The organism is Luteimonas viscosa (genome assembly GCF_008244685.1).
Lineage (GTDB): Bacteria > Pseudomonadota > Gammaproteobacteria > Xanthomonadales > Xanthomonadaceae > Luteimonas > Luteimonas viscosa.
In genome coordinates, this window is the sequence record NZ_VTFT01000001.1 from 1,742,277 (window position 1) to 1,755,912 (window position 13,636).

Consider the following 13,636-nt stretch of genomic DNA (forward strand, 5'->3'; position numbering starts at 1 on the left):
TCGCGACCCCAGCGAAGTCGCCGTGCATCCAGCGCGGTCACCACCGGGTCCGCCGGGAGGCGGCAATGGGCTTCGCGTGGTCGCATTCGGACGCCCGCGCACGGCACACGAGCTGCCTCCACGCCGCGCTCACCCACCGCTAACGCCGCTTCCCTAGATTCGTCCCGGTCGCACACCACACGATCGCGCGATGAAGACCCAACGCCTGCGCCTGTCCAGCGGCCGCGACCTGTCGTATTCGACGGCCGGCGACCCGGACGCGCCCGCCCTGCTGCTCCTGCACGGCACGCCGAACTCTTCGCGCATGTTCCGGCAGGTCGCGCCCGCGCTCGCACAGGCCGCGCACGTGATCGCGCCCGATCTGCCCGGCCATGGCGACTCCGACCCCATGCCCGACGCCACCTTCCACGGCATCGGCGAGGCGATCGTCGAACTGCTGGATCGGCTCGGCGTGGGGCCGCGCCATATCTACCTGCACGACTGGGGCACGCCGGTCGGCCTGCACGTGGCGATGGACGCGCCGGAGCAGGTGCTGGGCCTGATCGTGCAGAACGCCAACGCACACCGCTCGGGCTGGGGCGAGGGCTGGGCCGCGACGCGCGCCTACTGGGAGCGGCCCACCCCGGAACTAGAAGCCGAAGTCACCGCGCACCTAAGCCTGGAAGGCACGCGCGACACCTACGTCTCCGGCGTTCCCGCCGAGGTGGCCGCGCGCATTCCCGCCGCGCACTGGGAAGAGGACTGGCGGGTGATGCAACGGCCCGGGCACCTCGAAACGCAGCGGGCGCTGATCGCCGACTACGGCCGCTACGCCGAGCGCTTCGACGACATCGCTGCGTATCTGGAACGCCACCAGCCGCCGGCGCTGATGGTCTGGGGCCGGCACGACATCTACTTCGAACTCGACGAAGTGCTGTCGTGGATGCGCGCCCTGCCGAGGATGGAGGCGCACGTGCTCGATGGCGGCCACCTGCTGCTGGAGACGCACGCGGAGCAGGCGGCGTCGCTGATGGTGGAGTTCATACGCCGGAATCGGGGAAGCGCGGGGACCGACGCTACGGGATGAAGCGCACTTGGCGCGGCGCATCCCGCCAGGCGGGTCCGCCCGCGTTCCCGCCTCTACCGCGGCCCCGCCAGCGCCGTCTCGATCTCCTCCAGCCGCCGCCCGCGCGTTTCGATCCCGTGCCGCAGCAGCATCCACCCCGACAGCGCCATCGGCGCGGCGATCAGCAGCGCCGACCATGCGAAATGATCGAAGAAGCCGACCACGCCGAGCCCCGCGCCGAGGATGCCGCCGGCCTTCGAACTCGCCGCGATCACGCCCGAGCCGGTGCCGCGCAGGCGCACCGGGTAGATCTCGGCCGCGTACGGGATCAGCATCGCGATCACCCCGCTCACGCTGACCAGCAGCGCGGCCGTGGCCGCCACCACCCACACCTGCTCGCGCACGCCGGCGAAGCCCATCGCCGCGAACGCCAGCAGCGACAGCGTGGTGAACGCGATGAACAGCACCAGCGCGCGCACGCTGCTCCAGCGGTGGTAGAGCCAGATCACCACCGCGATCCCGGGCAGCGCCAGCAGCGCCGAGCGCGCGAGCAGGGCGCTGGCCGCGTCGGCTTCCACGCCCAGTTCCACCAGGTTGGTCGGCAGCCACAGCAGGAAGCCGAAGTTGGCCAGTCCCCACGCCACGCCGCAGACCAGCAGCCCGGTGGTGATCGGCGCATGCCGCCCGTGCAGCAGCGCGCGCAGGCCGGTGACCGGATGCGATTCCTCGATCACCGGCGCGCCCGGATGCGCGGCATCGTCCACCTCCACCGCATCGCGCCCCGGCCCCGCGAAGCGACGCAGCACCTCGCGCGCGGCGGTGTGCAGGCCGGCGTTCGACAGGAACCGCGGCGACTCCGGGATCCAGCGGTTGAGCACGAGGATCAGCGCGCCGGTCGGCAAGCCCAGCAGCCACAGCACGCGCCAGCTGAACATCGGTTCCAGCCAGGCCGCAGCGCCTGCCGCGAGCAGGTAGCCCGCCGACGTGCCGATCCCGCCCAGCGCCACCAGCAGCCAGCCGCGGTGTGCGGCCGGCACGGTCTCGGCCATCAGGGTGAAGGTGATCGGCAACAGGCCGCCGGCCGACGCGCCCATCAGGAAGCACATCGCCAGGTTCCATTCGAAGGTCGGCATCGCCCCGCAGATCGCGGTGCCCATGAACATCAGCGCCGACAGCAGGATCGCCGCCCGGCGCCCGGCATGGTCGGCGATGCGGCCCCAGAAGATCGACCCGACCGTGGTGCCGGTGAGCGCGAACAGCGCCAGCAGGCTCGCCTTCGAGGTGCCGATGGCGTATTCGGCGCGCATGCCCGGCATCACGAAGCCGAGCGTGGCCGGCTTCATCACGTCCACCGCCAGCGCCACCACCAGCACCGCCACCAGCCCCAGGTGCGCCCGGTTGAGCGCCACTCCGTCGGCGACATGGAAATGCAGCTGCGCCGCGGGCGCCACGCCGGCCCCGGGCAGCCGCGGCAGCATGCCGAACGTCGACAGCGCCAGCCCCAGCGGGATCGCGGCCATGCCCAGCCACATCTCCGTGGTCATCGGCATGCCCACCATCTGCCAGTGCGTGTGCTGCCCCATCATGAACATCGGCGCGTGGGCGAACACCCCGCCCACCAGCAGTGCGCAGCCGAACCAGAATGCGAGGGGGTGGCGGAAGGCTAGGCCGTTGATCATCGGGAGGCGCGGTGGGGGAAAGCGGCGGAGTTTGATTCAGATGAGGAAGGAATACACGTCACGATGTGCCTGCCTGCTCGGGCAACCCGTGAGCGGCCCAACTACGCTCCTTGGAAGACAGCACTTTCGATCCGCGCTTCATGTTCCGCTGGCTCCAACGGCAGCTAACGCTTTCATTAGCAACCAGACCGTGGGGCTGCACAGTTTTGCGTCAGCGGGGGCCCCTAAACTTCGGAGGGGAACACTACCTGCGCTAGCCGCTTGACAACGGATACGGAAGGCGCAAGATCCGCTGGCACGCATGGCGCCATCCCCTCGGGGGAGCCAGGGATGGCGTAGGGACAGAACGGATATCTGGGGGACGCATGCCTTGTCATGGAGTCTCGGGCAAAGCGCCCGATAGGTTAAGCGAGCGCAATGAAGGGGTAGGCGCACAGAACGTGTGCCGCGTGCCTTCTGCTCTGAATCGACCAGTGCCAGTTATGGCCCGAGCTCTCTCTCGTGCACGGACTGGCCCGCAGCCAACCAGTGCTGCCCCTGCAATTTATCGGCTCGCGCCTTTGCGGGGTATGCAAGCCGTGGGGAGGGCGTGGACGTGAATGTCTGCTTCCTTCTGTTCGAGTCTCGCGCAGCCAGACATGGCCCCCTCTCTCAGCGCTGCCTTCGGTGCACCACCGAGTTTTCCCTTATTCGAGAACGCCCCTCTTCGAGGATCACCCGTGGTGCGCGACTCAAATGGTCGTGTGTGTATTGGTGAGGTGCGCGGCTTTGTGACACCCCCTTGGAGTTCTAAACCGGATGAACAGGCGCAGGAGCGACCGCAAACCTATGAACACGGCATCTAGGCAACCCGGCACCGGATGGGCCGCACATCTGAGACATTCTGGCTTCTGTATCGCCGCACTCGCCTTGCTAGTCTCGGCCCCTTCCCTGGCTCAGCAACCTGCGTATGGCGTCGATCTGCGTAAGGATTCGCTGCTCAAGCGACAGGAGCGGAACAGGACGATTCCAAGCAACGAGTTTGGAGACCAGCATGGCCTGGAGAGCGGATCACTGACGTTCAATGTGGTCGATGTGGATATCCCGGGCAACAGCAAGCTGTCTGTCGAGTTCCGTCGAATCCTGGTGGCTACCGATCCCGTCAAGCAGTTCAACTCCTTCTCCTATGGCTATCCTCAAACGCGACTGGGCGACTGGGCCATTGGCCTGCCGAAAATTGAGGCTACCTACTCGGCGACAGCAGGATGGATTACGTCTGACACCGCTCAGCCCACGAAAAACTGTTCGATCACGCAGGCTTGGCTGATGGAACCGCCGCCTGGCGAGCCGTATCCGGACGCGTTCCGCGCGCACATGTTCTGGAACCCTCCCACCGTTCATTACCCTGATGGCAGCTCGGGTTTGCTTGTCTACAATTCAGCGGGAATGCCATTGCCGTCTTCCGGGGGACCCTACCGTTGGGTCACGACCAGCCACGACGCAGCCTCGTGCATCACCACACTCAAGAATCGGAACACGTCGGCGCCAGCGGGTTCTCCTGAGCGGATCTTTGGCCAAGGGGAGGGCTACCTCGTCGTACGTCCAGATGGCACGAAGTACTGGTTCGATTGGATGGCGCTGGAAAGCAGCCTTCCTGTTAGTAATTCAGCCCTGAACTACTGCGCAATTGGACCATTCGGCTGCGAGATTCAGCTGATGGAGGTGTCAATGCAACTGGCCACACTTGCGCTGTACCCCACCCGGATCGAGGACCGCTTTGGTAACTGGGTCACCTACACGTACTCCAACAAAACCAATGAACTGGTAAAGCTGGACCGAATCGAATCCAACGACGGTCGCCTGATCACGTTGGGTTATTCCAACGGCTACCTGAGCTCGGTGAACGCTAATGGCCGAGCTTGGTCTTATACCTACAATTCGGCGAACGTGACCGCCAACCTCATTAGTGGCCAGCCACTTGCCGAAGTCCGCAATCCAGATGGAACGAACTGGCGCTACTGGGGTACCTCACACCCGCCGCCGCCCAACTCCATCCAGCGACCGTGCGAGAACCTTGCCTGGACGCAAACCGTGAATCCGGACGCGACGACGGTCGCCGATACCGACTTCGGAGGCTACACCGTCGATTCCCCTTCCGGGGCCCGCGCGGTCTTCCGCGTGGATCAAGTGATTCTGGGTCGATCGGCGGTCACCGATGGCTGCTATGCCCCAGGGGCCGTCATGCCGGGCTCGAACCCCACTACGGTTCCACGCCGCTTCCTTGGAGGATACCGGCGCGTGTTGACCGGCAAGAAGGTCACAGGTCCAGCCCTGACGCCAATGATCTGGAAGTACAGCTACCAGTCCAACATCGGGTTTGCCCCGATGGCGAACGGCACGACCAGAACCAAGGTACTGGGACCAGATGGCGCGCTGGACACCTACACCTTCGGCAACACCTACACGCTGGACGAGGGCCTGCTGCTCGCACATACGCGCGCTGCCAGTCCCCAAGCCCAACCCTTGCAGAGCGAGACCCATACCTACGCAACCGGTACGGCGATCTCGGGATTTCCCAAGCTCATCGGATTCCACCCGGACGCGCGTGACCGGGTGGCCGCTACGTTCCTGCGGCCCAAGCTGAGCACCACCAAGGTGCTGCAGGCGACGCGATTCAGATGGGCTGTCGACACCACGTGCTCCGGCAGGTGCCTCGACACGCTGGGTCGGCCGACCAGGGTCACGCGCAGCAGCGCGCCCAACCCGTAGCGCGGCCCGAGGACGTGCCGATGACGACTTCGACCAGGGCTCGCCGGGCCGCACCGCGCCGCCGGTACAGCGCAGGAGCGGCACTGCCGCACCGGCAATCCGGATATGGGGTGGCGTCCGCCCAGCTCGCACAACCGTCTTATGCGCTCACGACAGGACAAGGAAGAGACATGGACTATCTCGTTCGCTGCAGGTACGCGTTGATTGCGTGCCTGTCTGCCATGCTGGTGGTGCCTGTGGCGAACGCCCAGACCTACAGCCGCACCGAGGTCATCGAGTACCACGATGACCTTGCGACCTACGTCCTGGGCCAGGTCAAGAAGACCACCTGCGCCGCATCGAGTCCTGCTCATGCCGCATGCGACGGGCAGGCGGACTCCGTGATCTCCCAGGTCGACTACGGATGGAAGGCGCTTCCCTCGAAGACATACAGCTTCGGCAAGGTGCAGGAAACGTTCACGTACGAAGCCTCCCTCGCTGGCCAGTTGGGCACGCTCAAGACGGTCGCGGACGGCAACAACAACATCACCACCCTGTCGAGCTGGAAGCGCGGCATTCCGCAGTCGATCCGATATCCGGCAACGCCCGAAGCCACCGCGGGCGCCACGCAAACGGCCGTGGTCGACAACAATGGCTGGATCAAGTCGATCGACGACGAGCTGAACTCACGCACGTGCTATGACCACGATGCGATGGGGCGGGTCAACAAGATCACCTACCCGTCCGAAACGCAGGCCGACGTCTGCAACACCTCCAAGTGGGCGGCGACCACCATCGATTTCTCCGCCGGTCATGCCGCTGCCTACGGTGTCCCAGCCGGCCATTGGCGTCAAACGACCCTCACGGGCAACGGGCGGAAGATCCTCGTGCTGGACGCGCTTTGGCGACCGGTGGTTGAGCAGACCCTGGACCTGGGCAATGTGGCAGGCACCCACTCCGAGGTGATCACCCGGTATGACGCCAAGGGCCGGGCGGCGTTCCGGTCCTATCCCATGCGAACCAACGGCGCGGCCGTCTACACCAACACCGCACTCAAAGGCATCCACACGGCCTACGACGCACTCGATCGCGTCACGCAGGTCAGGCAGGACTGGGAAGGTACGGGGCAGCTGACGACGACCACCGAGTATCTGGGCGGCGCGGACGGTTACTACACACGGACCAGAAATCCACGTGGATACTACTCTTGGACGAACTACCAGGCCTTCGATCAGCCGAATTACGATACGCCGGTCTTCGTGCAGCAACACAGTAGCGGTGGCGTGGGATACGCAATTACCGAGATCGATCGTGACGTGTTCGGCAAGCCGACGTCCATTACGCGGCGCAAAGGTGACGGGACCGAAAGCGCAACGCGCCGCTACGCTTACAACGCTTACCAGGAACTGTGCCGCTCCGTGGAGCCTGAAACCGGCGCCACTGTCATGGGTTACGACGGAGCCGGCAACCTGACCTGGTCGGCATCTGGCCTGCCGGCGGGTACTGCCTGCCACACCACCGGCAACACCACGGCGATCACTGCCCGCAAGGCGGTGCGAACCTACGACGGCCGTAACAGGCTCAAGACGCTTACGTTCCCAGGGGACGGCCTGGGCAACCAGACATGGACGTACTACGCCGACGGCCTGCCCAACGCGGTGACCACCCGCAACGACACCGCCGGTGCGCAGCAGACGGTCAACAGCTACACCTACAACCGGCGCCGGCTGCTCAGCCGGGAGAGCCTGAAGCTCGGTACCGTCTTCACCTGGCCGGTCGACTACGCCTATAACGGCAACGGCCACCTGGCGTCGCTGACCTGGCACGGCCTGGCCGTGAACTACGCACCTAACGCACTGGGCCAGCCGACGCAGGCCGGGACCTATGCCACCGGCGTGACCTACCACCCCAACGGCGGCATCAAGGAGTTCACCTATGGCAACGCGATCAAGCACACGTTGACCCAGAACGCTCGCGGCTTGCCCGACACAAGCTGCGACTTCTACGGCAGCTGCGGCGCATCGGCCTTCCTCAACGATGGCTACGACTACGACCAGAACGGCAACGTTTCGGCCATCAGCGACGGCAGGACTGGGAACCGCGGGAACCGCACGATGACCTACGACGTGCTCGACCGGCTGACGAAGGTGGTGTCCGGCAACGGGACCTCCAATCCGATGTTCGGCACCGCGACCTATGCCTACGACGCGCTCGACAACCTGACCCGGGTCCACGTGACCGGAGGCAACCATGCCCGCAACCACTACTACTGCTACGACACTGCGACCTGGCGTTTGACCAACGTCAAGACCGGCAGCTGCAGCGGGGCGACGGTTATCGGGCTGGGTTACGACGTGCAGGGCAACCTGGCCAACAAGAGCGGCCGGACCTACGCCTTCGACTTCGGCAACCGGCTCCGCAGCAACAGCGGCAGCCCGGCATCGACCTATGCCTACGACGGCCACGGGCGCCGGGTGCTGGACCAGGTGGGGACCGGCAAGAAGTACACGCACTACCTGCAGGATGGCCGCCTCTCGATGACCGGAGACGACCGCTCGGGCAAGGTTGCCGAGTACATCTATCTGCAGGGGAGCCTGGTGGCGATCCGCGAACGCGACGTGGCGACCAACGTGTACACCACGAAGTACCAGCACACCGATGCGCTGGGCAGTCCCGTGGCGATCACCAACCAGAGCCGGACGGTGCTGGAGCGGACGGATTACGAACCGTACGGGCGGCCGAATCGCGCATGGCGGGACGGGCCGGGGTATACGGGGCATGTGGAGGATGCGGCAACTCAGCTGTCATACATGCAACAGCGCTATTACGATCCGAGCATCGGGAGGTTTCTCAGTGTCGATCCTGTGACCGCTAGCGGTCATACCGGAGATAACTTCAACCGGTACTGGTATGCCGACGACAATCCGTATCGGTTTACTGACCCGGACGGCCGGCAAGCCAGTGAGGAGAAGGAAACTCCGCCGCCCGAGGAGAACGTTACTGAGCCCACTACGCTGGCCACAATCTCAGTCACTGCGACCCGTCCGGCAATCGCGTCCTCACAAGCGGTTGGTTGGGGACAGATTGGCAGATCGCTGGTCCAGGGCGGGTCAATCTCTCTAGTGTTCGTTGCAGGCATGTGGCCCCACGACATGGGGCACTCGGCTTGTGAGACACAAGGTGCCTTTGCTTGTGGAATCATGATGTCTGACCAGTTCCCGCCTGGATATAAGCCGGGCCCAGTGGGAGCTGCGGAATGGGGAAGGAGGAACGGTGTCAGTCCTCGAGAAGCTCGCGAGAGATTTCATAGAGGAGTAAAAGGGAACACAAAGGGCGCGGGAGCAGATCACGATTTTGGAGTCAACCCTGATACTGGCGATGTGATTGATCCCAATGGGGATTCAGTTGGAAACCTTGAGGATGAACATGGCGGATGACAATGCGAGCATCGACTCTTTGATGGTCGGCCTCTATATTTATGGAGACGATTTGTTGCCTGAAGAGATCTCTTCCAGCCTAGGCGCCTTAGCAACCAGATCGCACCGGAAAGGCGAGCTGAAAGAGCTTAAGGGTGGCAAGTTCAACTCCATGAAAACAGGCATGTGGGAGTTGAGGTCGACGCGCAAGTCACTAGTGCTTTCGGAGCACATTGCGGACATCTTTTCCAATCTGAAATTTCCTGTCCAGCTCTCATCGATGGAAGGTGTCGATGAGGTGCATCTCGACGTTTATGTATCCGGACTGCTCCGTGCCGATGGATACAGGCATCTCGATCTTGAACTAACTGCCGATGACATGTTACTGCTTGGCGGAATTGGAGCAGCGGTACGCTTTTCAGTGGTGGATTAAACTAAAGGAACTGAAGGAACTGAAGGAACTGAAGGAACTGAAGGAACTGAAGGAACTGAAGGAACTATAGGGGACGGCGTGGAGTGACCCCCGTTCTTCGGAAAGTGGACCTAGGGCACACACCCTAAGCGATTGAACCGCTCTTCGTATGAGCGGACAATTGGCAGTTTAGAGCCGAGTGTATGCGTGTTCGGATGTAGAAGGCCTCGATGTAGTCGAACACCGCGAGGCGGGCAGATTCGCGCTAGGCGAAAGCCTTGTCTACTATCAGCTCCAGCTTAAGGGTGCTGAAGATGCCTTAGCCATCGCATTGTCTGATGTCGTGCCGATTACTCGTGATCCCGGCCGAATCTGCTTGAGCCAAAGCCATGCGAGCGGATACAAGATCCCGCCTAGTGGTCACACCATCTTCGGCATAGCATCGAGCCTGACTTGACTGCCGGCAGTGGTATGTTGCTACCACTGCTTGGATAGGCTGATGCTCAAGAACCGGCCGACGGCCGAGTAGTTGGTCGCGTCATAAGGCGGCGCATACGCCGGTAGCCACGGCGTGGTAGGGGGCGGCACGCGATTGAACAGGTTCTGCCCGGCAATCGTGAGTTCCAGCCCAGGAAGCACGTTGGCAGAGGCGGTGGTGGCGAACCGCAGCGCCGCATCGAGCGTAGTGAATGATGCCGTCTTCTCGTCTCGGGGCAAGTTTCTCACGCCTCCCTTGTGATTGACGAACGCCGACATGGTCCAGCGGCCCTTGGTCCATACGCCGCCCAATCGACAACCAAACTTTGGAGGATTGCTCAACGTTCCCGCCAGGTCGAACGGCACCTGGAGGTCGGTGTTCTGCTGCGTGCTGTCCAACCAGATCGCCGATCCGCGCAGCGAGATGCTGCCATCACCGATGTTGAACCGATACGCGCCCGACAGACCGACACCACGGATCTCCTGGCGCGCGACGTTGGTGTGCTGCAGGTTGACTAGGGCCGCGACGTTCGCCGGGTCATATGGGGCTCCTACGAAGTTATGGAACGTCGCCGCATCTGAGATCCGTTCATCCAGTGTCGCGGGGGTTGGAGCATGCTCGATGAACTGCGCGTAGATGGGATTGCTCAGCGCTTCAGAGAAGTTGGTGATCGGCTCCAGTGCGCGATCCGTATAGTCGATGTCGTACCAGGTAACTTCCACGTCCAACCCCGGGATCGAATCCGGGTGAAATGCCAGCGATGCGGTCCAGGTTCGTGCTCGCTCCGGGCCCAGGTCGCGGTTGCCGCCGCCGTCCGCGAGAATGGTCGCGTCCGCGGCATAGCCGGTGCCGCCAAAGTAGGCCGGCGGGGCCAGCATGACGTACGGTGCGAGGTGGCGCTGGCGCAGCGTCGGCCCTTTGAACGATTTCCCCCATGACGCCTTCAGCGTGAGATCCGCACTGGGGCCGTAGATCAAGCCAAGCTTGGGCAGGATCACGCCACCGAAGCTGTCGTAATCCTCCCCGCGCAAGGCGGCCGTGATCGAGAGCCGGTTCCCGTCCCCGATGTCATCCGGCTTGCCGAAGACCGGAAGATCCGCCTCGATGTAAGCGAACCGACTGCCTTCTTTCCCACCCGTGGTCGGCGTACCCGTGAGATGGTTGAAGTGCAGGTACTCGTTCCTGCGGTAGCCGGCGCCGACCGCGACGCGCGCTTCCCCGCCCGGCAACTCGAACAGGGCGCCGTCAGCGCCTACTTCGTAGACGGTGCTTTTGTTGCACAAGCAGTCGTGGACCGACAGGGTGCTATCGCCCGTCTTCGCGGTGTCGCGGCGCTGGTACTGGATGTGCTCGCTCGTACCCCTCGTCGCACTGAGGGCGAGTGTCCAATCATTGGGAAGGAAGAACCTGACTCCCGGTGCCGCAAACTTGGTCGTGGTCTCGGAGTTCACGCGATTGATCCAGCCGTCCGGCGAGGCCACGTTATAGAGCTGGTCGCGCCTGGACATCATTGCATCCATCGTCATCTCCGCGACCGCGCCGACCGCCTGGTGCATGCTGGCCACGGCGCTTTTGAGGTTGATTCCCGGATACAGGGTGGTCGGATCCCGCATCACGCTGGCATAGTCGCGTTGACGCACGTAGATCGGGTCCGCCCTTGCGTTCTTGAAGGTCGTGATCAACCCACCACCGCCCCATGTACTCCCGGCCGTCGCGGTGTACTCGCGGGTTGCCATGCCACCGTCGCTGGCGCCTCCGAACGAAACGCCGATCACCACGTCGTCGAAATCGCGCTTCAGGATGACGTTTCCCACGCCTCCCACTGCGTCCGATCCGTATATCGCCGAGGCGCCATCGAGCAAGATCTCGATACGATCGACCGCCTCGACGGGAATCGCGTCGATGTCCACGGCCTGGGCCATTCCGCCGTAGGCCATCCGCCGGCCGTTCAACAGGGTCAAAGTGGCGTCCGGCCCGAGTCCACGCAGGTTCAGGGCCGACCCGCCGGTGACGTTCTGGTTATGGATGCCCGCGCCGGAGTAGCCGAGGCTCGGCACACCCGGGTTCTGCCCGCCGGAAAAGTTCTGGGGCACGCTACGGATCACGTCTCCCAAGTCACTGAAGCCTTCCTCCCGGGTGTTCTCCGCGCTGATCGTGATCACCGGCGAGGGCGTGACGCCTCCGCGGATTCGGGTCCCGGTGATGGTCATCCCGCCCAGCTCGATCGTCTCCAAATCCCGTACCTGCACCGGCGCCGACAGCTGGCGCCTGGTCGCCTGCGATGCGGAACCCGGGCCATTCGCGGCCGGCGCCGGTCTCAGGGTGAAGGTCGCGTCACCCGCGTCCCGCGCCTCCAGTCCTGAGCCCCGCAGCAGCAGCCGCAGTGCCTCGCCCGGCGCATACCGCCCCGAGAGGCCGCTTGTCGTCTTCCCCGCGACCAGGTCTGGCGAGTACAGCAGCGTGGTACCACTCGCCGACGCCAGCGCGTCGAGTGCTTCGCGCAGGCTGCCGGCCGGGATCGCCAGTGATTGGGGCACACGCGGTGGCTGCGCGTATGGCCGCCCAGGGATGCAGCCGATGAACAGAGCAGCCAGTGCCGTCGCCAGCGCCTTCGCGATCACGCGGGTGCGCAGGCAGCCCCATCGCCTGCCCTCGCCCGCGCCGTCGAGACGATGCTGCACTTCCGGTTGACCGTTGTCCATGGCTCCTTGCCTCAGTGCGTGTGGATTAACGCCACGCCCATCGGGCATCCCATCTCCGCTGCCGCAATCCTTTCGGCGGGTGCTGCCCTCTTCCACGACGCCCGATGCACACCGCCATGTCCGTGGCCGAGCGTACGGTAAATGGCCGCATCGACACATGGCGCGCTACTGCCGCGTCAGCAGGATCTCGTTCTCGGCGACCCGCCGCGACTGGATGCCCCACCCCTGCTCCAGCAGGCGTTCCAGGTTCTGCCGCTTCCGGGTCTGGAACACGCCGCTCAGTCGAACATCACCTATCGCGGGGTCGTCGATGCGCAGTTGCACGACACTGTATCGGTTGAGCTCGGCGACAAACTCGCGCAGCGTCCAGTCGTCGACATGAAGTTTGCCCTGGGTCCACCCTTCGGCTGCCCCCACGTTGGCAATCTCCACCTCGCCCAGCCGGCCGTTCGCGTCAAGGCGGATACGCTGGCCCGGCTGCAGGATATCGATGCGCCCACTGCCATCCCAGCCGCGTTCGGCAACATGAACGACGCCGTGCAGCAACGTCACCGACGAACCGGCGCCTGCCACGCGAACCTGGAACCGCGTCCCGACGGCGGTGACTGTGCCGCCTCCCGCGTGCACCACGAAGGGCCAGCCGGGGCCTCCCTCCACGTCGAACTGCACCTGCCCCTGCTGCAGATCGACGCGGCGCTCGCTCTCGCTGAAGCGCTCCACCAGCACCGTCTGAGTGTCCAGAGTCAGCGTCGAGCCGTCGGCGAGTCGAATGTCGCGTTGTTCGCCGACAGCCGTGGCGTATCGCGTCCCTGGCGGTGGCGCCTTCGGAGAAAGCGGGTCGTAGATGATCATCGCCACGACCATCGCCGTGAGAGCGGCGGCGATCGCGAGCCAGGCCGCCCGGCGCCCTCCGTACCTCGCAGCCCGGATGTCAGGGCCCCACCGCGCCAAATCCGCAGCATGGCCCAGAACCAAACCGTCGCGGATCACGGCCCTGCTGTCCCGCCACATGGCCTCGGCCTGCCGGAATGCCACCGCGTGCAGTGGATCGGCGCCGCGCCAGCGCTCGAACGCCTCCATGTCGCTCGCGGTGCAGGTTTCACTGTCCAGCCGGACCAGCCACTCTGCCGCCTGTTGCGCGGCACGCCGGCTTTCGTCGATGCCCATCCTGCGACCC

7 protein-coding genes are annotated in these 13,636 nt (G+C 64.3%); 4 read left to right on the forward strand and 3 right to left on the reverse strand.

Going from position 1 to position 13,636, the window contains the following annotated elements:
• The first annotated feature begins 190 nt into the window (after positions 1–190).
• On the forward strand, positions 191–1,066 hold the full coding sequence (locus tag FZO89_RS07750; protein ID WP_149102711.1) for an alpha/beta fold hydrolase: 876 nt from the start codon (positions 191–193) through the stop codon (positions 1,064–1,066).
• Between the two features lie 53 nt (positions 1,067–1,119).
• On the opposite strand, the gene FZO89_RS07755 is transcribed toward FZO89_RS07750, so the two are convergent.
• Positions 1,120–2,724 (reverse strand): MFS transporter, encoded by a 1,605-nt coding sequence (locus tag FZO89_RS07755; RefSeq protein ID WP_149102712.1) that lies wholly within the window; start codon positions 2,722–2,724, stop codon positions 1,120–1,122.
• Positions 2,725–3,522: 798 nt separating this feature from the next.
• Between FZO89_RS07755 and FZO89_RS07760 the strand changes: the two genes are divergently transcribed.
• The 3 genes from FZO89_RS07760 (at position 3,523) to FZO89_RS07770 (ending at position 9,300) form a co-directional block, all read left to right on the forward strand.
• Positions 3,523–5,472, forward strand: a complete 1,950-nt coding sequence (locus FZO89_RS07760) for a hypothetical protein (RefSeq protein WP_222928101.1) — start codon at positions 3,523–3,525, stop codon at positions 5,470–5,472.
• Positions 5,473–5,642: 170 nt separating this feature from the next.
• Complete coding sequence (locus FZO89_RS18760; RefSeq protein WP_149102714.1) at positions 5,643–8,888, forward strand: RHS repeat domain-containing protein; 3,246 nt, start codon at positions 5,643–5,645, stop codon at positions 8,886–8,888.
• Positions 8,872–9,300: a DUF4279 domain-containing protein gene (locus FZO89_RS07770; RefSeq protein WP_187471081.1), complete on the forward strand. Its 429-nt coding sequence runs from the start codon at positions 8,872–8,874 to the stop codon at positions 9,298–9,300. Before FZO89_RS18760 ends, FZO89_RS07770 begins: the two co-directional genes overlap by 17 nt.
• A gap of 456 nt (positions 9,301–9,756) precedes the next feature.
• Here the strand turns inward: FZO89_RS07770 and FZO89_RS07775 are convergent, their stop codons facing one another.
• On the reverse strand, positions 9,757–12,459 hold the full coding sequence (locus FZO89_RS07775; RefSeq protein WP_187471082.1) for a TonB-dependent receptor plug domain-containing protein: 2,703 nt from the start codon (positions 12,457–12,459) through the stop codon (positions 9,757–9,759).
• Positions 12,460–12,624: 165 nt separating this feature from the next.
• Positions 12,625–13,626, reverse strand: a complete 1,002-nt coding sequence (locus tag FZO89_RS07780; protein ID WP_187471083.1) for a FecR family protein — start codon at positions 13,624–13,626, stop codon at positions 12,625–12,627.
• Positions 13,627–13,636: the final 10 nt, after the last annotated feature.